The 23,938-nt window shown below is 40.3% G+C and carries 19 protein-coding genes; 7 read left to right on the top strand and 12 right to left on the bottom strand.

The window, feature by feature from the left end:
• Positions 1-29: 29 nt before the first annotated feature.
• Positions 30-587, bottom strand: coding sequence for a calcium-binding protein (locus tag HC643_RS33565; RefSeq protein ID WP_038073260.1), 558 nt, complete (start codon positions 585-587; stop codon positions 30-32).
• A 435-nt stretch (positions 588-1,022) separates the two neighbouring features.
• On the opposite strand from HC643_RS33565, the gene HC643_RS33560 reads away from it, so the two are divergent.
• Positions 1,023-2,192 carry a pyridoxal phosphate-dependent aminotransferase gene (locus tag HC643_RS33560; RefSeq protein ID WP_038073263.1) on the top strand — a complete coding sequence of 390 codons (1,170 nt, stop codon included), beginning with the start codon at positions 1,023-1,025 and terminating at the stop codon, positions 2,190-2,192.
• A gap of 70 nt (positions 2,193-2,262) precedes the next feature.
• Here HC643_RS33560 and HC643_RS33555 read toward each other — a convergent pair whose 3' ends face one another.
• Positions 2,263-3,441, bottom strand: coding sequence for a glycosyltransferase family 2 protein (locus tag HC643_RS33555; protein ID WP_038073265.1), 1,179 nt, complete (start codon positions 3,439-3,441; stop codon positions 2,263-2,265).
• 256 nt (positions 3,442-3,697) lie between these two features.
• On the opposite strand from HC643_RS33555, the gene HC643_RS33550 reads away from it, so the two are divergent.
• Together HC643_RS33550 and HC643_RS33545 are read left to right on the top strand one after the other, a co-directional pair.
• Complete coding sequence (locus HC643_RS33550) at positions 3,698-3,874, top strand: hypothetical protein (RefSeq protein ID WP_153021419.1); 177 nt, start codon at positions 3,698-3,700, stop codon at positions 3,872-3,874.
• 253 nt (positions 3,875-4,127) lie between these two features.
• Positions 4,128-5,420, top strand: coding sequence for a proton extrusion protein PcxA (locus tag HC643_RS33545; protein ID WP_038073268.1), 1,293 nt, complete (start codon positions 4,128-4,130; stop codon positions 5,418-5,420).
• Positions 5,421-5,430: 10 nt separating this feature from the next.
• Here the strand turns inward: HC643_RS33545 and HC643_RS33540 are convergent, their stop codons facing one another.
• Positions 5,431-5,727 (bottom strand): acylphosphatase, encoded by a 297-nt coding sequence (locus HC643_RS33540; RefSeq protein ID WP_038073272.1) that lies wholly within the window; start codon positions 5,725-5,727, stop codon positions 5,431-5,433.
• 71 nt (positions 5,728-5,798) lie between these two features.
• Here HC643_RS33540 and HC643_RS33535 point away from each other — a divergent pair, with 71 nt between their 5' ends.
• Entirely contained in the window at positions 5,799-6,164 is a 366-nt protein-coding gene (locus HC643_RS33535) for a DUF1823 family protein (protein ID WP_038073275.1), read from the top strand.
• On the opposite strand, the gene HC643_RS33530 is transcribed toward HC643_RS33535, so the two are convergent.
• Together HC643_RS33530 and HC643_RS33525 are read right to left on the bottom strand one after the other, a co-directional pair.
• A complete protein-coding gene (locus tag HC643_RS33530; protein WP_038073278.1) occupies positions 6,161-7,585 on the bottom strand; it encodes a hypothetical protein in 1,425 nt (474 codons plus the stop codon). The genes HC643_RS33535 and HC643_RS33530 overlap by 4 nt on opposite strands.
• 23 nt (positions 7,586-7,608) lie before the next feature.
• Positions 7,609-8,094 carry a hypothetical protein gene (locus HC643_RS33525; RefSeq protein ID WP_038073280.1) on the bottom strand — a complete coding sequence of 162 codons (486 nt, stop codon included), beginning with the start codon at positions 8,092-8,094 and terminating at the stop codon, positions 7,609-7,611.
• Positions 8,095-8,261: 167 nt separating this feature from the next.
• Between HC643_RS33525 and HC643_RS41755 the strand changes: the two genes are divergently transcribed.
• Together HC643_RS41755 and HC643_RS33500 are read left to right on the top strand one after the other, a co-directional pair.
• Positions 8,262-12,587: an nSTAND1 domain-containing NTPase gene (locus tag HC643_RS41755; protein WP_272900019.1), complete on the top strand. Its 4,326-nt coding sequence runs from the start codon at positions 8,262-8,264 to the stop codon at positions 12,585-12,587.
• Between the two features lie 85 nt (positions 12,588-12,672).
• The gene (locus tag HC643_RS33500) at positions 12,673-13,515 is read left to right on the top strand and encodes an Rpn family recombination-promoting nuclease/putative transposase (RefSeq protein ID WP_038073283.1); all 843 of its coding nucleotides are present in this window, start codon (positions 12,673-12,675) and stop codon (positions 13,513-13,515) included.
• A 259-nt stretch (positions 13,516-13,774) separates the two neighbouring features.
• Here the strand turns inward: HC643_RS33500 and HC643_RS33495 are convergent, their stop codons facing one another.
• The 5 genes from HC643_RS33495 to HC643_RS33475 form a co-directional block, all read right to left on the bottom strand.
• A complete protein-coding gene (locus tag HC643_RS33495) occupies positions 13,775-17,311 on the bottom strand; it encodes a caspase family protein (protein ID WP_038073286.1) in 3,537 nt (1,178 codons plus the stop codon).
• A gap of 103 nt (positions 17,312-17,414) precedes the next feature.
• Positions 17,415-17,633, bottom strand: a complete 219-nt coding sequence (locus HC643_RS33490) for a hypothetical protein (RefSeq protein ID WP_038073288.1) — start codon at positions 17,631-17,633, stop codon at positions 17,415-17,417.
• Positions 17,634-17,642: 9 nt separating this feature from the next.
• Positions 17,643-17,993 (bottom strand): DUF3991 domain-containing protein, encoded by a 351-nt coding sequence (locus tag HC643_RS42455; RefSeq protein ID WP_050046568.1) that lies wholly within the window; start codon positions 17,991-17,993, stop codon positions 17,643-17,645.
• On the bottom strand, positions 17,912-18,199 hold the full coding sequence (locus tag HC643_RS33480; protein ID WP_038073294.1) for a hypothetical protein: 288 nt from the start codon (positions 18,197-18,199) through the stop codon (positions 17,912-17,914). The genes HC643_RS42455 and HC643_RS33480 overlap by 82 nt, the downstream gene beginning before the upstream one ends.
• Positions 18,177-18,911, bottom strand: a complete 735-nt coding sequence (locus HC643_RS33475) for a pentapeptide repeat-containing protein (protein WP_050046569.1) — start codon at positions 18,909-18,911, stop codon at positions 18,177-18,179. Before HC643_RS33475 ends, HC643_RS33480 begins: the two co-directional genes overlap by 23 nt.
• A gap of 759 nt (positions 18,912-19,670) precedes the next feature.
• On the opposite strand from HC643_RS33475, the gene HC643_RS33470 reads away from it, so the two are divergent.
• Entirely contained in the window at positions 19,671-21,647 is a 1,977-nt protein-coding gene (locus HC643_RS33470; protein ID WP_038073296.1) for an ATP-binding response regulator, read from the top strand.
• Between the two features lie 45 nt (positions 21,648-21,692).
• On the opposite strand, the gene HC643_RS33465 is transcribed toward HC643_RS33470, so the two are convergent.
• Together HC643_RS33465 and HC643_RS33460 are read right to left on the bottom strand one after the other, a co-directional pair.
• Entirely contained in the window at positions 21,693-22,298 is a 606-nt protein-coding gene (locus HC643_RS33465) for an aminotransferase class IV (protein ID WP_038073299.1), read from the bottom strand.
• Positions 22,299-22,850: 552 nt separating this feature from the next.
• Complete coding sequence (locus tag HC643_RS33460; protein ID WP_038073561.1) at positions 22,851-23,888, bottom strand: NAD-dependent epimerase/dehydratase family protein; 1,038 nt, start codon at positions 23,886-23,888, stop codon at positions 22,851-22,853.
• Positions 23,889-23,938 lie beyond the last annotated feature (50 nt).

The raw sequence follows: 23,938 nt of genomic DNA, 5'->3' as shown, positions 1-23,938 counted from the left end.
CATATAAAGAGAACTGCGTTGCAGTAAGATTAGACGAGTTGAATATCAAGATTGGTAGAGAAAGCAGCAGGTTTGTTTTCAATCGTGGCAAACTGAACATTAAGGAAGAACAAACCACCAGTTGAGCTGTCATAGCTAAAGTCGTTATTAGACCAAGCACCAAATCCAGCCTCGGAAACCAGAATTTTGTCTCCTTCAGTCCACTCGAAGTCTTTGATAACGTCAATGCCTTCATACAAGTTGTTGAAGACAAATTTATCTGCTCCAGCACCTCCCCAGAGTGTATCTTGGCCATAACCGCCAACTATGGTGTCATCGCCTGCTTCACCATAAATGGTGTCATTCCCACTACCACCACTGAGGAAGTCATTACCGTTGTAACCTAGTAACGTATCGTTACCAGCTTCACCATAAATGGTGTCGTTGCCATCTAATCCGTCAATGTAATCGTTGCCAGCACCAGCGTAAACGGTATCGTCTCCCGCATAAGCGTAAACAGTATCATCCCCTCCGTAAGCGTAGATGCTATCCGCAAATTCAGTCCCGTAAAGTGTATCGTTTCCAGAAGTACCGTCAATGACAGTCATGTTATTTTCTCCTAAAAAAGTGTGTGTCGATCTGTACTAGGTAAGTTTAGGTTCCATCAGAAGTTTACCTCCGATTTAAACCCTCATTAACTTAACGGAGGCTGTAAATAGATTTACGCAGGTGTCAAAAAATTGTTAAAGTTCTTAACAATAAAATTTTGGTTTAGCGATCGCTGGTTATATCGTGTTCGGATAATGGCTTACGATTAAAAATTAAGCGTGTCGCCGCGTCTCCCAATCTCCGCTTCATTCTTATCGTCATTACTTAGGCGAACCCGATCTTAGAGGTTGGAGCGCAAAGCATTACCCCCAGCAAAATAGTTTAAATGTACTAACATCTACAACCAGCTTACAAAAGGAATTATTAAAAGACAAAAATCGATAAAGTTTCTGGTATATCCTTTAATAGGTAAGAATTTGCCTAATAAAGTAACGATGAAGCTTGCAGGACGAGTGAGTCAGGTAACGCCTTCCATAACCTTAGCCATCGCTGCAAAAGCCAAGGCGATGAAGGCAGAGGGTATAGATGTTTGTAGTTTTAGCGCAGGAGAACCAGATTATGACAGTCCGGCGCACGTCAAGGCTGCTGCACAAAAAGCCCTAGATGATGGTAAGACTAAGTATGGACCAGCCGCAGGAGAACCAAAGTTAAGAGAAGCTATTGCCCGCAAGCTTAAAACTGATAACGGTTTGGATTACAAAGCAGAAAATGTCATTGTCACTAATGGTGGGAAACATTCTCTGTTCAATTTGATACTTGCGCTGATTGAATCAGGTGATGAGGTTATTATTCCTGCACCTTATTGGTTAAGCTATCCTGAGATGGTAACGCTTGCAGATGGGGTTTCAGTCATCGTTTCTACAGATGCTTCTACGGGTTATAAAATTACTCCCGAACAGTTACGTAAAGCGATTACCCCCAAGACGAAGTTATTAATTCTCAACTCGCCATCCAATCCTACAGGGATGGTTTATACCCCAGATGAAATCAAAGCAATAGCCGAGATAGTCGTTGAGAAAGATATCCTTGTCGTTTCTGACGAGATTTACGAAAAGATTCTTTATGACGGTGCAAAACACGTCAGTATTGGTTCGGTAGGAGAAGAAATTTTTGCTCGAACCATTATTAGTAATGGTTTTGCCAAAGCTTACTCCATGACAGGATGGCGCATAGGATACTTGGCAGGACCTCTCGATTTGATGAAAGCAACGATTACCATTCAAAGCCACAGTACATCTAATGTATGTACTTTTGCTCAATATGGTGCGATCGCAGCTTTGGAAAGTTCCCAAGACTGTGTCGAACAAATGCGCCAAGGTTTCGCACAACGGCGACAGGTGATGTTGGAAAGACTAAATGCAATTCCCGGACTCACCTGTATCAAACCTGATGGCGCTTTCTACCTATTTCCCGATATTAGCAAAACAGGGCTAAAATCTCTGGATTTCTGTAACGCCTTGCTAGAGAAAGAGCAAGTTGCAGTTATTCCAGGAATAGCCTTTGGTGCTGATGATAACATTCGCCTTTCCTATGCTACGGATATGGCAACAATTGAAAAGGGAATGGACAGATTGGAAAGGTTTGTAAAATTAGTGACTGGTTAATTACTAATAGCTAATGGCTAATGGCTAATGGCTAATGGCCAGCCTACCATTAGCTAGCAGCAAATAGCTACTAGCTATTAGCCATCAATCCCATCTCTTTCAAACCTTGGCGCAGTCGTTTTGCCTCTTCGGGATTGTGTTGTTCGTGAAGTGCGATCGCAGATCTAAAAGCAGTTAAACTATCTTCTACATAGCCTAGTTTTAATAGCACAACTCCCAGGTTTTGGTAAGCTTCGGCATATTTAGGATTTAATTGAATGGCTTTTTGATAAGCTGCGATCGCGTCTTTGAGCAAATTCATTGCTTTTAATGTCATGCCAAGATTATAGTATCCTATTGTAAAACTGGGATCGATTTTTAAAGCTGTTTCATAAGCTATTTTTGCACCATTTAGATCTCCAGATGCTTTGAACAGAGCACCCAGATTGTTATATGCTCCTAATTTTAGGATTGGATAAATAGGTAATTTGATAGCAGCTTGATAGTGAGCGATCGCCTGTCTGGTATTTTGCAGCCGACTGTAAGCAATACCCAAATGGTAATAAAGTTCGTACAAAATATCGTAGTTCTCTTCAGCAGAAGCAACTCCTCGCGCTAGCAACTCTACTCCTTGTATGACTTTGCCTTGTTCTACATAAACTGCACCCAATTTACTACAAACATAGGGATCGTTAGGATGAGCAGCAAAAAACTTCTCCATTGCTGCTTGTGCTTTAGCAAATTTATTCTGTCGGGCTATAGTATCTTTTTGATATCCTGTATGTAAAATGGCAACTCCTTCCAAGTAACCAATTTGCCAATGCGGTTCTTTATCGATCAGCGTAGATACACTATCATCTACCAAAGCGTGGTAAGGGCGAGAAAAGGAGATTTCAGGATGCTTGCGGAATAGGCGAGAAACCAAGGAATAAGGAGATTGTTCTGCACCAACTTCGTGGCGTACCAGGTTAATAAGCAGGTATTCTTCCCTTTGTATAGCTTCTTTTAACTGCGGTACTATTTTTTGGGTGAGAGATTCATCTGCGTCAAGTACAAGAACCCAATCACCTGTCACATATTTTAAAGCTTCATTGCGAGCAGCACTAAAGTCATTGCACCATTCAAAATGGTGTACCTCAGCACCAAATTTTTTAGCGATTTGTGGAGTATTATCTGTTGAACCTGTGTCTAACACAACCATCTCATCAACAAGGTTCTTAACGCTACTCAGACATTTAGGAAGCGTTGTTTGTTCGTTTTTGACAATCATGCACAGGCTGAGTTTCATAATCTGATGTTATCTGAACTTTCTGAGGGTAGGGAAAGAGCAATAAGCAAAGCTTAACCCCTTAAGGCGTATCGCGCTCACAATACTAATGCTAGATTTAGATTGCTGTGTGTAATGTAGCCAATTATCTTCTTTTAAGAAGTGGGTGCAAAAAGGAACTGGTCTGAGGACTGGGGACTGGGAAATACACTCAATAACCCTGATAACATAAAAAGTAGTTTACCTGCATTGATAAAAGATGACGACTATTACCTTGCAGTTGTCAGTTGAATTAGAGCAAAAACTCAGAGAAAGTATTGCGCGTCGAGACGCCCAAAGTCTTCCACGGCTATTTGCTAATGCGTTTGCACCAACAGTAGAAGCACTACTGGAAAAAACACATCCTCAATTCGGTTTTGCTGGAATGAGCAGGTAAAGATGTGTTGGAAGCAAGTGTAGGTAAGTTCTTGGATGAACTTGCGTTATCCATGAATCAATTCTACCAATACTGTCAGACTAGTACGGTAAGCCCTGAAGGTATTTACAATGTGTAAAATTCTTGGAGATGGGCGATCGCCTTAAAAATTAGAGTTTATCTGTTCCGTTTTTTGGGCTCTCTCATCTGCTATTGTTGACTTGAAAATTAACTCAACAACCTCAAATGCATACCTAAATCCATAAATATTCTCATGAAAGATTATTTTTTGAAGAAAAAGACAGTGGTTTTTAAAGAAAAAATTCAAGAACATTTGCAATTTATCTACCGATGGCTGACAGGTACACCAGAAAGAGCACTTGTAGAAGCTTATCGGGCGGCTCAAACCATAAGAAATCTTGAAGTCGAACACTTTGCTGGAAAGAAAATATCTTCCGCAACGGGAAATTATTCTGAAACTGCCATGTCTTATTGGCAGGTACAATTAGAAAAAAACCTTATTATCATTAAATTAAGATTAACAGAATTTCAGATAGGTAATTCGGTTTTAAACACTTCCAATGCTAGCTTTTTGGAAAAGCTACAGTTTATTGATGAAATACTAGATCAGTATACTTACAGACAAGAAAAGCCAACACAAGCCAGCGATCGCAATATAGTATTAAAACCACAAAATTCTTTAGAAGTTAGTAATGTTATTGAAAATCCAATAACTTCATCTCAAGGAACTGAGATGAGGGTTGAATCTGCTTTTAATAAATCAGGGCTTTTACCTAGAACTATTGGCAGAACCTTCAGTAGAATTCAAGAAGATTTTTCTCCAGAAGCTGAAGCAAAATTTGTGAGAAATTTTCGTATTTCTCAAAATAGAACAAGAATGGCAGTTAGATTTTTACTGTTGTTAGTCATTATACCAATGCTAACTCAGCATTTCTCTAAACCTTTGATAGAACCTATTATTGCAAGAGTAAGAGGCGAAACTCCAAATCAAATTTTTCTTAACTCTGAGATGGAAGAAGAAGCTTTTAAAGAATTAAAGAATTTTGAAAAAAAGCTTCAATTTCAACATTTCATCTCTCAAGCACCGCCTATTTCTCCGGAGTCAATAGAGCACCAAGTCAAAGAGAAGGCGCACGAACTTGTTGAGGAATTTCAAGCAAAAACTAATAGTGCTATTAGCAATATTTTTGCTGATTTATTAGCGCTGATTGCTTTTGCTTTAGTTATTGTTACAAGTCAGAAAGAAATTCTTGTCGTAAAAGCTTTTTTAGATAATATCATTTATGGTTTAAGTGATAGTGCTAAAGCTTTTTTAATTATCTTATTCACGGATACATTTGTAGGTTTTCACTCACCTCATGGATGGGAGGTGATTCTAGATAGTTTTGCGAAACATCTCGGACTTCCAGCCAATCAAAGCTTGATATCTTTATTTATTGCCACTTTTCCCGTAATTTTAGATACTATATTCAAGTACTGGATCTTCCGCTATCTCAGTCGGTTGTCTCCTTCCGCGCTAGCCACATATAAAGATATGAACGAGTAAAAGAGTTGTACTAGCGCCTCACTTGAAATCCTTGCAGCCCTTCCGGTTGTTCGTATTCTATATGCACATCTTTCACCATAGCAGCTGGTGGGCCTTCATAACACCAACGAATTATCTCATCTACTACCTCCTGAGTTCCTTCAAAAACTGCTTCTACGTCCCCATTAGGGAGATTCCGCACCCAACCCGTTAATCTGAGTTGGGTGGCAGTTTCCACGGTAGCATAGCGATAACCTACCCCTTGAACTCTCCCAGAAATAAATACGTGGGCGCGAACTTGCTTTGACTGCGGTGTGGTATTCTGCATTAACTAGTTAGGGTTTGATACATTTCAGCCTACTTTGTTTATTATCGCAATTTTGAATTGTTTAGGTATCTATGTCTAATTTGCCATCTCTGACAACAGAAACTATTTGGGCAATTCTCAACGAAGAAATTGATGACGCTACAGTCAATCAGTTAGTCTGGCACTTTTTGGGCTATCGCTATGACTCGTCAACCAAACAGTGGGATAACACACAAGTTACACCCGAGTGGCGGGATGAGTATCCCGAACCACCTAATTTTATTGAAAGTCGCCCTGCAACAGTCAAGCTGACTCGTTCGATTCCACCAGAGAACAAACAACTCTTAAAGGAAAAACTAGGCTTTAAAGGTTATAAAATTGGAGAGTTTGGACCCCGACAAACTCGCAGAGCAACGGCTGCAAACTGGTTGCTAAGTTTTATGCAGCAGACATCTTAACCTTGTCTGTGACTTGTAGAACCCCATAAGTAAATTGCCACCCAAGTCAATACGGCTGCTGCGATCGCTACACCAATTCCGTATAGAAATGGAATAGCTGGATCGAACCACCACGGTTTTGGTGTTGGATTTCCTATATATTTGCTAAGGAGAATACTGAGTGGATCTGTATTCCCTTCTCCCAGTTTTTCTAAAGATGCAACCATCGAACCTGCAGTCAATCCCACACCAATAATAGCAATAGTATTTTGGAAATTTTGAGCACTTCGCGCACGATTGACTTCTACTTCAACGCGTATAAAATTGACTGCGATATTTAACATTTCTAAGCCCTTACTCAAATTATGATAATCTTTTTGTAGCTGCCGCAAATATTTTTCTTGTACTTGCTGACTAAATTTCTTCAAAAACTCTAAATCGCTTTGAATTCCCCCGGCAGTTGAGTTTTCCAATATAGTCTTCAATCGTTGGGAATAATTGTACAGATTAACTTCAATAGTATTAGATTGATAATCTAGATAATTTAAATCAATTGTATATTGAGAAAATAAATTTTCAACTCTACCTAAATTTTTCTGAAGCTGCTTCAAAGTAATTTTTTCTGATTCTTTTTTTCTTAAAAATAAGATAAAATCCTGAATCTCAACAAAATCTTTTTTTAAATATGTCTTTATTTTTCTGCTTTCATTATACGCCCAAATAATTTTACTTCTATAACAAAATAATCGCAACCAATCATCAATCAATTCTCCCGATTTTTCTGCTGTAACTTCATCAGGATAAATGATAATTATAACATGATGATTGTCTTCAATTCTATCTTCTATAGTGACAGGAGACCCTAATTTTCTAAAATTCTCTTGGCGCAATTCAAAGATACATCCTCCTAAAATCTGACCTTTACCCTGCAAATTATTCTGCCAGTTAGCGTTAGGAATTAAGTTTTGATAGCATTCGCGAGCAATCATTTCAGACTGTTCTGGAGCAGTCGTCTTTGAAAGACTACCAGACACTAACCAGGTTTCCCCTAAATTTGCTTCTTGATAGTTTATGCTTTGGAAAATCAGGTTGCGTAAAGTTTTGATGCTACTAATTGGATAAAGAGCAATGCGATCGGCAATCGAACAATCTACTAATAGCCCATAAGTATCGCTCAACCGTACTGGATAATAATATCCTTCATAATCTGGAGATTTTAAATCTAAAGGTGTTATTTGTTTGTCACCAAGTAATTCTACAAAATCAGCTTCCAATTCAACTTGGATCTCTTCATCTTTCTCTTGAATTGAAAAATGAATATTTGTTGGTAATTTTTGAAAGAACGACTGACGATTTTCTTCTAGTTGTGCAGTACTATGTCCGAGTGCATCTCGCAAGTCATAGAGAAACAAATCGACAGTGGGATAGACTAGATGAGCCATGAAATGGGTAAGTATAAATTAGATCATTGGTAAAGTTTTTTCTGAAGACGCTCAAGAAAGCTAAGTTGCTTGGCTTTTTCAGATGGCTCATCACTTCTTAAAATGGGGACAACAATATCGTTGACTATTTCATTACCACTGTCAGGCTTAGCCAACCTAGGCGGTTTATAACCGCGTACTTCACGCTTACTATTAGTTACTAGCTCCTTCTCTAGCTCACCCTTATTCGGTAATAAGGAAGCTAAAAGATGACTGTCCATGATTTCCAGCTTAGCTTTAGTCGCCTGATAGCGCTGATATAGAGAAGTGTTTGATGAAATTAATTTCATCAAGCGTTCTTGAATATCATTCCAGCGTTGGGGAAAGTCGAGAGCAAGTTGCTCCCCAATCGTTTCTAATTCAGTGTTTTCAGAAGGAGTCAAGGTAACATCAAAGTCCTTCAGAACTAGTAGTAGAGCAAGTAGTGTTGTATTAGCAGACATAAGTATAATAATATCAAGAATCAACACGGAGATACATCCATAATTATAAGGATTCCGGAAAACGCAAGCACCAATAAAGTAATTGTACGCTTGACAGAGAAAGGAAAGATTTTGACATACCCCCAAAAACTTGATGTTTCTCTGTAAAAATTTGTATCAAAATATATTCAACATCACCTTAAATTTACTTTGCCATGAAGCGGGAAGCCCTGGTTGTTGGTATTAATCGGTACCCTTATATGAAGAATCTCTCGCAACCTGCAAAGGATGCAGAAGCGATAGCACGACTTCTAGAGGATTATGGGGATTTTGAGGTGCAGCGTTTGCCTTCTCAGACAGGGAAACGGGAAGTCAGTCCGAAGGAATTACTACAGAAACAAGAACTCGAAGAAGCGATTAAGCGGCTTTTTCACCCGAAAAGTCACATAATTGCTAATACAGCGTTATTGTATTTTGCGGGACATGGTTTGCTTAAGGGAGAGAATCATAATATACAAAGTTTTTTGGCTACCAGTGAAGCAGATCCAGAAGGGGACAGATGGGGCTTTTCAGTTAGAGATTTACGGGAAATATTAGCAAGCAGTCCAGTAAAGCAACAGATTGTTTGGCTTGATTGCTGTTACAGTGGCGAGTTATTAAATTTTCTAGAAACAAATTTATCGGAAGTGAAAAAAAGACGCGATCGCTGTTACATAGCTGCGTCTCGAGATTTTGAGTTAGCATACGGGCAGGAGTTAGGAGAATATGGAGAACTGACAAACGCTCTCCTACAAGGACTCGATCCCAAGCAGAGAGAAGATGGCTGGGTGACAAATTATACCTTAACAGAGTTCGTGAGACGGGCAATGAGGACAACTGCGCCACAGCATCCCGCTTTTAGCAATACAGGTAGCGCCATTATTCTGACTGGCATAAAGGGAGTGCGAGGTCAAATCTGCCCTTACAAAGGATTGGAATATTTTGATTTCAATCCGGAAGCCCCAGAACAATCAACAGACCCCGATTTTTTCTACGGGCGCTCGCAATTAACTTCACATCTGTTAGACAAGATAGAAAAGAGCAATTTTCTAGCAGTGCTTGGAGCATCAGGAAGTGGCAAATCCTCTGTTGTCAGAGCAGGGTTACTCTATCAACTGTATTTAGGTGAGAAAATACCGGGTAGCGAGCAATGGCAAATCTACAAACCATTTACCCCAGGCGAGTATCCGCTTCAAAGTTTAGCAGAGGTTCTGTTAAAGCCAACAATCGCACCAGAAGATTTCATCGCAAAGATTTCAGATATTCAAGCACCTCGCGTGGTGCTCACCATCGATCAATTTGAAGAAGTTTTTACCCTGTGCCAAAATCTCGACGAGCGACAACAATTTTTTGAATGTTTGATAAGCGCAGTCAATCGATTGGGGAATAAACTTTGCCTGATACTGATTATGCGAGCGGATTTCCAAGGCAACTGTGCAGAACAGGAATATGGTGGATTGGTAACAAAAATCGACCGGAATTTGGTGAGAGTCATGCCCATGAAGCCGGAAGAGTTAAGGGAAGCGATTACCAAACCAGCCGAACAAGCAGGCATAGAGATCGAGAATCCACTGGTTGAGAAGATGATTGCAGATGTCAAAGGAGAAGCCGGAGGCTTACCCCTATTGCAGTATGCGCTGACAGAACTTTGGAAAAAGCGACCTTTAAAGCGATGGACGCTGTCCGATTACTATAACATTGGTGGTGTGGAAAAGGCGCTGGAAAAACGAGCTGATGAAGTTTATGAATCTCTTTCTGAAGAAGAACAATTGGTTGCCAAGCGGATCTTTTTAGAACTTACTTATTTAGGTGATATTGCCAACACGCGCAGACGAATACACAAATACGATTTAGCCAGCAAACAGCAGACAGAAGATCTTCTTTTGGAAAAAGTGATTCAAAAGTTAGCGGCACCAGAGACGCGATTGATTACGACAGATACAGCATCAAAACCTGGTGATGTTATTTTGGATATTGCCCATGAAGCCCTCATTCGTCATTGGCAAAAGCTGCACGACTGGATAAGAGAGTATCGAGCAGCAATGGAGATAGAACGTAAGATAGAATCAGAAGCTAAAGAATGGGCAAGAAGAGGTAAACCGGAAAATTATCTCCTTCAAGAAGCGAGATTGGTGGAAGCAGAAGATTATTTGGAAAATTACCTTCACCTTGGGTTGTTGGATAGTTTGGCGTTGGAATTTATTGAGGAGAGTCGAAAGAAACGCGAGTTCGAGCAACAAGAAAAAGAAAGAGTTGCTTTTTTAGAACGGGCACTTGCGGAGAAAGAGCAGGCGCTCATTGAAGCAACACTACCAGAAGAAGCAGAGAAAGTTTTGAGTCTACTACCAAATCAGCCTTCAGAAGCTCTCAAGCGATCGATAGAGTTAATAGGTCAGAATTTAGAGAAATTACCAGATAAGATTCTCACTTCCATTCAGGCTAATTTACTAACTGTCACGAACACAGCCCGAGTGTCGAATAAATGCTGGGGACATGAGAGATCTGTGATATCTGTTGCAATTGCTGCCGATTGCAAGATGATTGTCAGTGGTAGTGATGACGGTACAGTTCGGTTGTGGGATTGCACGGGCAATCCTATCGGTAAACCATTACGGGGGCATTTGGGTTATGTCAGTTCTGTTGCCATCAGTACCGATGGTAAAATCATTGTCAGTGGCAGTAAAGATGGCACGGTACGCCTGTGGGATGTAGATGGAAATCCTGTGGGCAAACCAATACTTGGGCATCAAGGTTCTGTGAGAACTGTTGCTATTAGTACTGATAGCAAAACGATTGTGAGTGGAGGCGATGACAAAGTTGTTCGCTTGTGGGATAGTGCGGGTAATCTTAAGTGCAAACCGCTACGCGGACATAAGGATTATGTCAAGAGAGTAACTGTGAGTGATGATGGTAAGACTATAGTCAGCGTTGGTGCTGATGAGACTATCCGTTTGTGGGATAAGCGTGGCAATCCGATTGGCGAACCTTTATGGGGATATAAAGATAGTATTATATCTGTAATTTTTAATAATAGTAATGAGCCAGTCATTGTCACTGGCAGTCAGCATGGCACGGTACGTTTATGGGACATATCTAACAACCCAATCGCTAAACCTTTGCGGGGACATGAAGCTTATGTCAATGCTGTTGCTATTAGTACTGATGGCAAAATGATTGTGACTGGTAGTGCCGATCGCACAGTACGCGTGTGGGATATCTCTGGCAATTCTATTGGCATACCACTACACGGTCATGAGTCTTTTGTGAATTCTGTTGCGATCGCTACGGATGGTAAGATAATCGTCAGTGGCAGTGATGATAAAACGGTTCGCTTGTGGGATATCTCTAACAACTCCATTGATGAACCGTTACGCGGACACGGAGATTGTGTGAATGCTGTTGCTATTCATGGCGATCGCAAGATAATTATTAGTGGCAGTGCTGACAGTACCATACGTTTGTGGAATAGCAAAAGTCATCCTATCCTCCATCCTTTGCGAGGACACGAGAATTCCGTTAATGCCGTTGCAGTTAGCACTAATGGTAAAATAATTATCAGTGGTAGTACTGATAGTACGGTGCGATTGTGGGATATCTCCGGCAATCCTATTGGTAAACCCTTACGCGGACACGAACGTTGTGTAAATTCCGTTGCAATTAGCACTAAAGGTAAGATAATTGTGAGTGGCAGTGACGACAAGACGATACGTTTGTGGAGTAGCATCGGTAAATCAATTGGCAAACCGTTGCGCGGACATAAAGGTTATGTCAAATCTGTTGCAATTAGTACTGATGCTAAAATAATTATTAGTGGTAGTACTGATAATACAGTACGCTTGTGGGACATTGCAGGCAACCCTATCGGTCTGCCTCTAAACGGGCATGAATATTTTGTCAATGCTGTTTCTATTAGCACTGATAACAAGATAATTGTCAGTGGAAGCGCTGATGGTACGGTGCGCTTGTGGGACACCGATGGTAACCCTATTGGCAAACCGTTACGCGGACATGAAGGTTCTGTGATGTCCGTTGCTATAAGTAGCGATCGCAAGATGATTGTGAGTGGAGGATCTGACGGTACAGTACGCCTGTGGGACACAGATGGTAACTCTTTTGGCAAACCATTATACGGGCATGAAGGTTCTGTCATATCTGTTGCTATTAGTACCAATGGCAAGACAATTGTGAGTGGAGGCACTGATGGTATGGTGCGCTTGTGGCAGGGCGGTTGGCGGGCTTGGCTTGAAGTGTGCTGTAGACGTTTAATGTATCATCTGATTTCAGAGAATCCGGAAATAGATGTTGTTAAATACACTATTGGGGTTAATTTGACAGAGACTTTGAGCAACACAGATTTAGCACTGATTCTTATCAGACAAGGTAACGATTTAGCCCGCTTGAGAAATTTTGCTCTAGCAATTGCCAAGTTTCAACAAGCTGTTGAACTTAATCCTACCCTCAACCTCACTCCTGAAATTGCTGCCCTGCAGTGGCAGCATTAACTTTTTACTATAAGAAAATACTTTTTAAGAAATAAAAATAAATGATCTTAAACTAAGAAAACCACAATTTCTTATTAAGAACTACATGACTGCCGATCCACTTTTCTATGAAATTTTTAAAGAGATACCTGAATTGTTTTTTGAACTTATCGGTCAATCAGGTAAAGATACAAGCATCTATAAATTCAGCGCTCCAGAAATTAAACAGAGAGGATTTCGTTTAGATGGGTTGCTCTCAACTTCTGAAATTTATCTGAACGAACCAATTTATTTTATTGAGGCTCAGTCTTATAAAGATGATAATTTCTACAATCAATTTGTTGCCAAAATCGTTCTTTATCTAACTCAATATCAACCTCCCAATGACGAATGGTATGCTGTTGTCATTTATGACACAAAAAGTAATGAAGGTAATTTTCCGAGATACTTGAATTTTGTCCTATCGAATTTACATCGTTTTTATTTGGATGAACTGGCAAAAACTCCCAACCAATCTCTAGCTGTGGGAGTGATGCGTTTAATAGTCGAAAATAAAAGCCAGGAGAAAACTGGAGAACTTGCCAGACAGTTGCTCCGTCAAGCTCAACAAGAACTTACTGATGCCACTTTAGAGGAAAAGGTTTTAGAATTTATTAAAGCAGTAGTGATTGATAAGTTTGCTAACTTGAGTCGGGAGGAACTTGAAGTGATGCTGAATTTAGATTCTTTAAAAAAAAGTAGAGTTTATCTGGAAGGTAAGCAAGAAGGTAAGCAAGAAGGTAAGCAAGAAGGTAAGCAAGAAGGTAAGCAAGAAGGTTTTGAGGAAGGTGTATTAGTGACAAAGTTAGAGACGATTCCCAAACTCATGAGGTTAGGCTTAAGCATTGAGCAAATTGCAGAATTTTTAGAACTAGATGTAGAAATTGTGAGAGAAAATGCTCGGCAGTAAAACTGACTTGATAAAAGATTGTGATATTGTACGGTTCTGACTTAACTAATGCCGATACAAGTGGCGCTCTAACGGTCCATCGCATTAATTTTGCTGGGTAAGTGAACGCACTACCCACTCTCGTTCCCTGGTTCTACCAGGGAACACAGTCGGCGAGGCTCTGCAGGGCGCTCCACTGGAGGCGGAGCCCCCTGTAAGGCATTCCCAGGCGGAGCCACCGGATCGAGGTATGCGAAGTTTGCCGATCGCCGAGTGCGGGTTAGTGCTTGGGAGACAGTGCTTCTGATAGAGCTGCTAACCCTGAGGGCACAGTAAAGTAAGTTACGTGATCGCATGCAGTATATGGTTCTAATATTCTCGGTGGGGGTGTTCTGTCACTCGTTACACTTGTAATACTAGCCAAACTGACTGCAAGATCGTTGGGTTGCTGAAAGAACGCTAAATCAATAGCTTTATCCACTGCTTTACCAAATAGCTTTTGCATTAATCGATGCAATTGACCGGATTTCTCTTCTGAAATACCCGATATCAATGACCTGTCACCTGCAATAATTGTGTAAGGAACGTGGGGGTCCTCAGACAATGCGATCGCTTTGAAAAATTCAGATTCCGGATGCATTTGCTCCAAAGAAAGATCGTTATTTTCTAAAAGTTCAAGTAACACAGCCACAATTCTTGTCGGCCAAACAACGGCTGAAAGTTGATTCAACCCAAAACTAAGGGCTGTAAATACCCAATCTTGAATGCTAGGCCAGGGGGAACCCGCATTTGGCGTGCCTAACATCACTAAGTGTTGTACAACTTGGTTGCCACCTTCTTGCTCAATAAACCATCGAGCTATCAAACCACCCATAGAGTGAGCTACTATGTGTAATTCTTTACCATGATTTGGTCCCAAGCCAATTTCTTGCAACCGCTGTCCTAAAAGTTTTGCATTTTCTTCAATAGTGGTTTGAAGATTTTCGTAATCAAAAGCCAACACTAAGTCATAGTGTTCTTTTAAAGTCCGATCTTGCCCGTTAACTGTAACTTTAGCTTTGTTAATGGAGGAGAGGCTGCGTTGTGTACTACCAAGAATGCCATGAATGAAGAGAACAATTTTTTGCGCTTGGGCAACTTGTCCTTTAATTGTCTCCTTGTTCGCTTCGTAAGTCACCTTATCTTTATCGTCAATGCTTGCTACAGAACTGAGTAGGGGGTAATTGTAAGGTCTTCCTAACTTTTGATGGGCAACTTTTTCCAAGAAAATTTTGACAGAACCTTGCAAACTACGACTGGTTGTACTTGGTTTGGGCAAACGTTCCAAAACAATTTCTGTTTTGCCATTTTCCGTTCTTATGCCCCGTCCTAAAGGTAAGAAAAACTTATCCTCGCTATCGTAAGCAAATGGTAGGAGGTATTCATTCTCTGTTATTTCTTTATCAATCACTATCGTCAAAGGAGCATCTTTGTTGACAACAGTATAGTCTTCAATATCGCTTAACTCTATTGCACTCAATCCCGGATCGCTTCCTCGACTACTAGTAAATGCAAAAGATTGGGTAACTCGAGGTTCTTGACGCAGGATCGCAGGCAAAATTAGGTTACCCAAATCCCGACTCGCTTGGGGTACTGTAGTCAAATTCACCTTAGCACGCAAACTGGGATGGGGTTGTACCTCAACCAAACCATCTTGTAATGAAGTACTACTATGAGATTTAATTGGTTTGGCATCTTGCGGTTTTATGAGAGTGACTGTAATTTCTTTTGTCATCCAATCATCATAAGTCCCTTGCGCTCTCACAGCATTACGCGTATGCACTCCATCTAACAACCGATCCAATGTTCCGCCATACTGTTCTGTCGAACGATTTCTTGGGGGAGGGTTCAATCCATCTTGCTGCAGCAAACTTGCATTAAATTCTGTGGTACAGACAATCAATTTGAAAATATCTTTATACTCTGTAATTCCCTGTTCTAAAAATGCCTCTGGTATATAGAAAGTGAGTTCACTTTCTACAGATGAACTTCCTCCACTATCGCTTGGTGCTAACCGGATACTGCTTTTTTCCTCAAATAAGTCAGCATTGATTGCGTAATCTTCTGAGAGAAGTACGACATTGGCGTAGAGAGTTTTAAAACTACGATTTGTCAATCTGACTTGAAGAACTGGGCCAAGCCACTCATTGTTATTACTGTCATGGGTATACTCTACGCGCAATTCTGAACTTGATGGCGACTCTTTCTTTCCGGAAACAATTGTAATAGACATCTCTACATCATCAGGTTTAATTCGGCTCGTTGCAGGAGTGGAGAGATCTAAAACATTCTTCCAACGGGCGATATGCTCTAGACGCGTCACGAGTGCAGACGCCATTTCGGATGTGTAACTTTCTCCATTTGAAGCTTCTGGAATGGGAGCGATCGCAGGGCTTAAGTCTTCACGTTGTAAAATCCAATACTGATTCTTATTGGCAGCTAAATAGTAATTTGCATCTGCGGCTTGCTCGACTTCACGCACATATAATGAAGGCTGATTTTTCAGTCCAGATGTTTGTAATGTTTTCCGTGCTAGTTCTATACCGACAGCATCACTTTCATCAGTCTTAAAGTAAACTTTTAAAGGCGGAAGTGGTAAGCCGATCGCTACAGCCTTATAACTTTCTTTTTCCGATAACTTTTCTTCACCCTTAGTAATTTGTACTTTACTTCGTTGAGGAAATACTTTAGTGACTTTTGCTTCGCCCAAAGCAGCATCAAGGTTGCGTAACTCTTCGGAATTAGCTGTTAAGGGAAAAATTGCGAGTAGAGTTTCTGTCTCTTGAGAAACTCTCAGACCGTGGAGTCCACCACCATCAATAAGCCAACCATTCTCATTTCTGTTATAAGTTAGGGCAAAAAACACATCGCGATCGCCAATTGCACCGCCTAAGAAAGGCTGGTCTAGCTCCTCGGGATTGGTTGCGTCAACTTGCGGCGATTGTTCCTTAACTTTACCACTAACGATCGCATTAATATTTCTGGCTAAGTCTCGGTAGGTGATTTTACCATTAGTCCGTTGGAGTGTTTGCATCAAAAAGTAAGAAAAAACGCCTCTTGGTTCACCTCGATCTCCTTTGTACTCTTTAGCCAACTCATAATCCCTACAAGCAGAAAACATAATATGCTTACCTCTTGGTGGTAAAACAACACCAGTCGTCTTTTTCTGCTCGTCCAAATTACGAGAGGACGTTAATATCTCATCCAATGCTTTTTGGTCTTCATAAAACAGATAGCTCTTCAAATCTCGCTCTCGATTATCTACAGAGGCGCGACGAACTTTCACATCTGGTGCTAAATCTCTCGTTCCCGAACCAGAGTGACAGCAATCAAGCACAATCAAGACATGAGGGTCTTTCTTTGCCACAAGAGAGATCAGGTAAGATAACTCTTTATCTGCAAGGTCTTTCCCATTCGCTGTACGGCTATCATAGCAAATCAAACTTTCATTCAAACGGTCTGGTTCTAAAACCCAAAATTCCTCTGGTGCTTTTTCTTGACCCCCATGACCTGCATAGTAGAAAAACACAACATCACTGCTGTCAGCCTTGCACAGATGATCCTTAAAGCCTTGAATAATTGCTTCGCGAGTGGCTTGTTCGTTCTTCAAAATCAATGGTTCTATCAATTGCCATTCACCATCTTTTGTGCGCTCTTCAAGATATTCTTGCGCTGCTGCAATATCATTAACGCACCCCTGTAATGAAGGGACTGGAGAAACTGAGTTAGGGTCGTATCTATCGATACCGACAAGCAGTGCGTAAATACTTTTAGCCATGTCTGTTTACCCGAATATTGCTGTTGTTTTTAAATGTTTGCTAAGTACCGTGTGGATTAACACAGTTTTAACAATGACTTAAGAAGTTATACTCGTTTGGCATTTAAAATTTCGGATTGAAAAGCCATTGCACTTGAACTATAGCATTAGGTAAGGTCGCCATGCCGAGAGCAAACAGAAATATAAAGTTTTTTGAACCGATCGCATACACTTCTCTTTCGCAAGCTAAAGCTTGTGAATAAGTGCGTTCCATGAACATAACATCCACCAACTTAGCCCCAGCGAGATTAGCGCGTACCAGAATAATTCCATTCAAATCCAAACCGGACAGCTAGCAGAAGCCCAAATCACCAAATTCGACGACCTCGTTCACCTCAACTGCGGTACCCTTCTGATAAATATCGATTTTCCTAGCAAAGAATAAGATTTTAGTATGCTCCCCCCTGGTGCCGCGCAAGAAAGCTCCGGTGGTTTCTTCTGTGAGCGATCGCATTCTGAATACAGCATTTTGGTTGAATTCAACATAAACCAACCCCGGACCGTGGAGAGCTTGCACCATGTTTGCTGGCAGTTCCTTTTGTTGGATGAGGTATTGCTGTACTAAGGACCGCTGACTTGAGTCAACAGCAGGTGGTATGCACTGTGATGTTGGTTCTGTTTGGGCAATCTCAATGGCTTGCATCCTGGCGTCGTGAGTAGGTGCTTTAAGCATTCCTCTAGACCCGAAGCGAAGCGATCGCGCAGCCATGCCACTGCTTCATTGAACTGACAGCCGTTGACGTACATCACCAAATCGATTGCTCCACCACCACCTTTTTGGTAACTCTTGGCTGAGTCAGATTTCTCTAAAGAAGGCTTATTTGCTTCAGCTACCACGCACACTGCCATCAGGCATGAGGGTTTTCCCAAAACAACAATCTCGGAATCTTACCCCAGAGGCTCCACGTTTGTCCTTTCCGAAGTCGGCTCCACGGAAGTCGGTCCGCACCAACTTGGCTTCGTCAAACAGAACATTTTTCAACCTAGCTCCATTGAAAATAGCCTTGTTCAAGTTGTTGCAAGCGAACGTAATATCATCGATTCTTGCATTGGTAAAGTTAGCTCCGCAGAGGTTAACCCCAATGAACCCACTGTCAACCAACTCAGCTCCTGTCAAATCGGCTCCACTGAGATTAGCACCATTAAAAGCCGATTGGAAGTATTTGGTTTCCCGCAAAATGGCATTACTCAAATCAGCCCCCTCGAAGTTGGACTCACCCAAATCAACGTCGGTCAAATCAGCCCCGCGCAGAATTACTCCGTCCATGTAAATCGCGATCCATCTTATACTGCTGTTACGCAAAATAATGCCACTCAAATCCAAACCTCTGAAATGTCCGAGTTCCCAAGAGGAGGTTTGGGGAAAAGGGGTCTCTATAATGACTTCACTAAAGTTTCTTTCGCCAGCGGCATAACGACTAATGAGGTCTCCAATCAGAATTTCTTGCTGCGGCATATTATTACGTAACAATACTGCTACCAATAATAACGTTGCCACACTATCAGCACCACTCAGTGCGATACTACTGGCAGAAATCACCAGTGACAATAAAGTTCTCACCTAGATTTACCTGAATTTCCTTTTAACAAACAAAGGGTTTTACACTCAAAGGCAGCGAAGCAGTGCCTTTTTTCGTAGGGTTTTAGTGTAGGACTTTATTGTCTAGGGTACGAGTTTATTGTTCAGTGTAAGACTTTTTTGTTCTTATACACATATAACACCCTCATAAACGAATTCATTCCTCCATGTATTACATCGTTACTCTCGTCCATTTTTTCCTACGTATTACATGCTATCAGCACAATTAGCTCCTCTGTAAGGTTTTTTCCTTACCCAGTCAGGCATTAATTCCTCTCTCTCTTCAAAAATGAGCGAATGTACAGTCTAAAGGGTGCTGTTAGCGAATGATAGGTTAGGCTCTTCTTCTCGATCCAATGCTAGAGACGCCGAGATCGAGAAACGAGAGATAGCTCTAGGGGGAAGTATCCTTCAGGTGTGTAGTGACATAGCTATGCCTTCATGAATAAAATATCAATGAAAGAATGTAACTTAAATGAAACTTATATGTAAGCAATTACTTCAATTAAATTTACTTTACGTTAAGTATTTTAACTTTCAGTTGCGTAATGAATACATAACTGAGGTAGTTGACAGAAATTAATTGAATAGCAAGTGCCTGCATTTGCCATAGGTGGCATAGTAGTGGTCTCAATAGGGACCTCTCCGATTTTTGCAACTTCTATCGCTACTTGCTAGATAGAATTATTATCAATTTCAAGATCGACCAACAATTTTTTAAATCAATTTTTAGAGGATACAATGAATTTTAGCAATCAAGAAAAAAACACGATTCTTATTGTTGATGACAATCCTATCAACTTACAGATATTACTGGCTTTACTATCAGATGCTGGTTTTCAAGTTTTAGTAGCTGATGATGGGGAAAGTGCAATACAGATAGCAGAAACAGCTTACCCAGATCTGATATTGTTAGATGTTGTAATGCCAGTTATGAATGGCTTTGAAACTTGCTGTCGTTTGAAGAGCAATATAGCAACTCAAGATATCCCTATCATTTTTCTGACAGCATCATCACAAAAAGCAGACAAGGTGAAGGGTTTAAATCTTGGAGCTGTCGATTACATTACCAAACCACTAGAAAATGAAGAAGTTTTAGCAAGAGTCAAAATTCATCTCAGCTTGAGAAATTTAACTAAAAGACTTAAAGAACAAAATACACGTTTGGAAACAGAAATTCACGATCGCCAGCAAGCAGAAAAAAAAATCCAAGAACAAGCCGCATTACTTGATATTACTACAGATGCAATTTTTGTTCGGGATGCATGCAACCTCATCCGTTACTGGAATAAGGGGGCCGAACATCTTTATGGGTGGACGTCTGAAGAAGCCATTGGCAGAGACTCTCGTGAAGTTTTATATAGATCGGAAACTCTTTCCCAACTTGATAATATCCAACAAAGTTTAGCTGTTGTTGGCTCTTGGCAAGGTGAGTTACACCAAGTTACAAAAGCAGGTCACTCAATTATTGTTGCTAGTCGATGGACATTGATAAATAATGTGGAAGGACAGCCTAATTCCATCTTGACCGTCAACACAAATATAACAGAGAAGAAACAACTTGAAGCACAATTTTTGCAAGCGCAACGCATGGAAAGTTTGGGAACACTAGCCAGTGGGATCGCTCACGATCTCAACAATACCCTAACCCCAATGATGATGATAATTCAACTGTTAGAAACTAAAATGCTCGATGAGCAAAGTCGGCAATGGAGTGCTTTATTGGAAAACAACGTCAGACGGGCAGCAGATTTAGTCAAACAGGTATTGTACTTTTCACAAGGGAGTGAAATTCAATTTGCTACTTTACAGGTTAGGCATTTAATTTTGGAAATTGAGCAGATTGTCAAACAATCATTTCCTAAATCGATCAATATCATTTTAGATATTCCAAAACCAAATATCTGGAGTATTTATGGTGATGCAACTCAACTTCACCAAGTTATCATGAATCTCTGTATCAATGCTCGCGATGCAATGCCAGTAGGTGGGACTTTACGGATTTCTGCAAAAAACGTTTGGGTGGATGTTCAATGTACGCGCAAAAATATTGATGCTAAAGTAGGACCTTATGTTGCAATCTCTATATCTGACACGGGGATAGGCATTCCCAAAGAAATCATAGATAGAATTTTTGAACCATTTTTCACAACAAAAGAAGTTGGTCAAGGTACGGGGCTTGGATTGTCCACAGTGATGGGTATTGTGAAAAGCCACGGTGGATTTGTGAGTGTGACAAGTGAGGTAAGAAAAGGAGCAGAATTTCAGATTTATTTACCAGTCAAACAAACGTTAGAAATCAACAGTCTCTTAACAATAGATAAAGACGATTTGCCACTAGGACATGGAGAACTTATTCTTGTAGTTGATGATGACGATTCAATTCGAGAAATGACTAAAACTTTGTTAGAAAGAAATGCTTATAAAGTCTTAGTGGCTCGAGATGGGATGGAGGCGATCGCTCTATACACGCAACATATACGCGAAATCAATGTTGTCTTGATTGATATGATGATGCCTTCCATGGATGGTCCAACAACGATCCGTATTCTAAGAAAGATAAATCCAACAATTAAGATAGTTGGTTTTAGCGGACTTGGGTCAAACCATGAGATGCTAAAATTTTTAAAAGATAATGTCACAACTGTTTTACCAAAACCTTTTTCGTTAGACGAACTGTTAAGTAATTTACAGCTTGTTTTACATACTAATGGCTAATAACTAATGGCTATTAGCTAATAGCCATTAGCCATTAGCCATTAGCTATTTCAAAATATTGATATTTATTGTAATTGCCGTACCTTGGAATTTACCACTCGTTAGGGAATGATAGGACACAAATCCGCGATGTGGTTGGTCAAAAAGATAACCACGCGGTAAAGGTGGAACTTTACCTTGCTTAACTAAAGAAATAAAAGTTGCTAGATAGTTGCGTATACTTTGACGATTTCCATCAGTTGTACGTATATGTTTTTCAATTAACGTCATAAATAAGTCTAAACTTCGGGTTTCTTGTCCGTCTATCCAGTTACCATTCTCTATAAAAGAAGTTGCAATGAGTTTTTCTCCTATTTGTTGTACTTTAAATAAGGTATAGTAACGCCATTCTTTTTTAGAATCACTGACATAACAAACCCAAGAACCATCTGAGTCTTGTACAAAACCTTGTTGTCCAAGATAGGCAAATAGAGAACTACTTTGTTGGCTTGCTATGGGAGGCAATAAATTTTCTACAGTATTAAAAGAACAAATTTTTGGTGTGTTTTTTTGTTGTGGTGAAATGGGAATTTCTTGTGCTATGGCAACAATAGATACAAACGCAAACGCCTGAATAGCGGATGCGCTAAACCAATGAATAATTTTATGCATAATTTTTTACTTATTTAGTTAAAAATGAGCCACTTTGTTATGTAAGGTTAAAAGTGTCTCTCTTCCATTCTTTTATTCGATAACTTGTTTAGCACTCCGGAGAATATTTATTTTTTCTCTTTAGAAAAGCTATTTAAAAATAATGGTATAAATTGATATGATTTAATTTTAATGTTATTGTTTAAAAAGTTTCAAGTTTTGATGAATAGTATTTCAAGCTACTGTTTTTGATTGTTTTATTCTTATATAGGAATCATTAATGATTTATGAAAATTGCCAAATACGGTAGGGTGGGAAATGCCAATCAAATAAGGTTTTTAGTTAACATTTCCCACCCTAGCTATATTTCAAAAACCCAATAGGAGTCCCAGGGTCTGTTTCCTTTACCTATTTGCCACGCGAGGTAGAGCTTTGCAGACTTCATTACCAGGTGGAGCTTGGGGACGAGAGGAAAACAGGATTTTTTGGTAGGAGAGAGATATCACCTCCATTAACTCATTTTGTGCTATAAGAAGTCAGCGATCTTGTAGTATTCTGGCAAACAAGAATTAGTTAGTTGTAACTGCTTACTTGTGACCGTATTGCATCTTCGGTTGCGTAATCAAGCAATGAAGGAAACGCTAACGGATGAGGGTCTTGTGGAGGATTGGCTTGCTCCCAGCGAATGGTTTGCAACAGTGCTTCATCTGGAGATACCAGTTCCTGATATCCTAATTCCTCACGAATACGAGTTGAGTCTATTAACCAATGTTGTTTTGTGTTAACTGTTAATTTCCATTCGGTTGGAAGCTTTTCTTTGGGTACAACTAAAACCTGACCTTGCCATCCTGTCAATCGACCCACTCTGTCTATGCGTTCAGCTTCGCTCAAGGCTTCTCGGTCCGCAACGTGATAAATGCGACCTACAGCTGGCTCGTGACAGGCTGCTAAAGCTATTGCGTATGCCGCATTTTCGACATATCCATAAGAACCACGCCACAGGGCAAAGCTTTTTTCTAACACAATAACAGGGCGGTTATCATCTATTCTTTGAAGATAAGGATGTAAACGGTGGCGGGGATCTTTAGGACCGTAAACCATTGGCAGTCTTACGATTGTTCCAGGTAAAGTGGGTTCTGACATGACGACTTGTTCCACTAAAATCTTTTCGTAATCTATTGGTGTATTGAGGGGTCTGTCAGGCATTTCCCGAAAAGGATAAAGTTGTTGGCGTAATGGAGAAGTTTCTGTCAGTGGTACTGAAATGACTTCAGACTCCTTCCCTAAAAGAACACTGTATGCGCGGTATACGTCTATACTGCTAATAGCAACAACACGCTTGGCAATTCCTTTAAAAGTGTTCATGAGTTCCACAGCGTGTTGTTCGGTGAATAAAATCATATCCACTACAATGTGAGGTGCCATTTCCTCAAACTGGCTTTTGAATTCTTGAAGGTGATGGCGATCGCCAAGAATGTGATGTACATTTGTCGGTAATTCAGCCATCGTTTCTCCCCGATGAAATACAGTTACCTCATGACCCAAATGACACAAATGGCGAACAACATGGGGACCAATAAAATTTGTACCGCCAATCACTAAAATTTTCATCAAAACCTCCAATATCATTTGTTTGTCAAGAGCCAACGCTGTCTCCATTA

Origin of the sequence: Tolypothrix bouteillei VB521301, assembly GCF_000760695.4 — a bacterium.
GTDB lineage: Bacteria > Cyanobacteriota > Cyanobacteriia > Cyanobacteriales > Nostocaceae > Scytonema > Scytonema bouteillei_A.
Note: the sequence above shows the minus strand (reverse complement) of the source record. Positions and strands in the feature narration are given on the sequence as shown.

Bases quoted from the DNA above. Each gene is read 5' to 3' on its own strand.
- HC643_RS42455 (WP_050046568.1), bottom strand. From the start codon at position 17,993: ATGCAAGCCATTGAGATTGCCCAAACAGAACCAACATCACAGTGCATA.
- HC643_RS33470 (WP_038073296.1), top strand. From the start codon at position 19,671: ATGAATTTTAGCAATCAAGAAAAAAACACGATTCTTATTGTTGATGAC.
- HC643_RS33495 (WP_038073286.1), bottom strand. From the start codon at position 17,311: ATGGCTAAAAGTATTTACGCACTGCTTGTCGGTATCGATAGATACGAC.
- HC643_RS33540 (WP_038073272.1), bottom strand. From the start codon at position 5,727: ATGCAGAATACCACACCGCAGTCAAAGCAAGTTCGCGCCCACGTATTT.
- HC643_RS33460 (WP_038073561.1), bottom strand. From the start codon at position 23,888: ATGAAAATTTTAGTGATTGGCGGTACAAATTTTATTGGTCCCCATGTT.
- HC643_RS33465 (WP_038073299.1), bottom strand. From the start codon at position 22,298: ATGCATAAAATTATTCATTGGTTTAGCGCATCCGCTATTCAGGCGTTT.
- HC643_RS33480 (WP_038073294.1), bottom strand. From the start codon at position 18,199: ATGGCAGTGTGCGTGGTAGCTGAAGCAAATAAGCCTTCTTTAGAGAAA.
- HC643_RS33545 (WP_038073268.1), top strand. From the start codon at position 4,128: ATGAAAGATTATTTTTTGAAGAAAAAGACAGTGGTTTTTAAAGAAAAA.
- HC643_RS33535 (WP_038073275.1), top strand. From the start codon at position 5,799: ATGTCTAATTTGCCATCTCTGACAACAGAAACTATTTGGGCAATTCTC.
- HC643_RS33550 (WP_153021419.1), top strand. From the start codon at position 3,698: ATGACGACTATTACCTTGCAGTTGTCAGTTGAATTAGAGCAAAAACTC.
- HC643_RS33555 (WP_038073265.1), bottom strand. From the start codon at position 3,441: ATGATTGTCAAAAACGAACAAACAACGCTTCCTAAATGTCTGAGTAGC.
- HC643_RS33565 (WP_038073260.1), bottom strand. From the start codon at position 587: ATGACTGTCATTGACGGTACTTCTGGAAACGATACACTTTACGGGACT.
- HC643_RS41755 (WP_272900019.1), top strand. From the start codon at position 8,262: ATGAAGCGGGAAGCCCTGGTTGTTGGTATTAATCGGTACCCTTATATG.
- HC643_RS33500 (WP_038073283.1), top strand. From the start codon at position 12,673: ATGACTGCCGATCCACTTTTCTATGAAATTTTTAAAGAGATACCTGAA.
- HC643_RS33530 (WP_038073278.1), bottom strand. From the start codon at position 7,585: ATGGCTCATCTAGTCTATCCCACTGTCGATTTGTTTCTCTATGACTTG.
- HC643_RS33560 (WP_038073263.1), top strand. From the start codon at position 1,023: ATGAAGCTTGCAGGACGAGTGAGTCAGGTAACGCCTTCCATAACCTTA.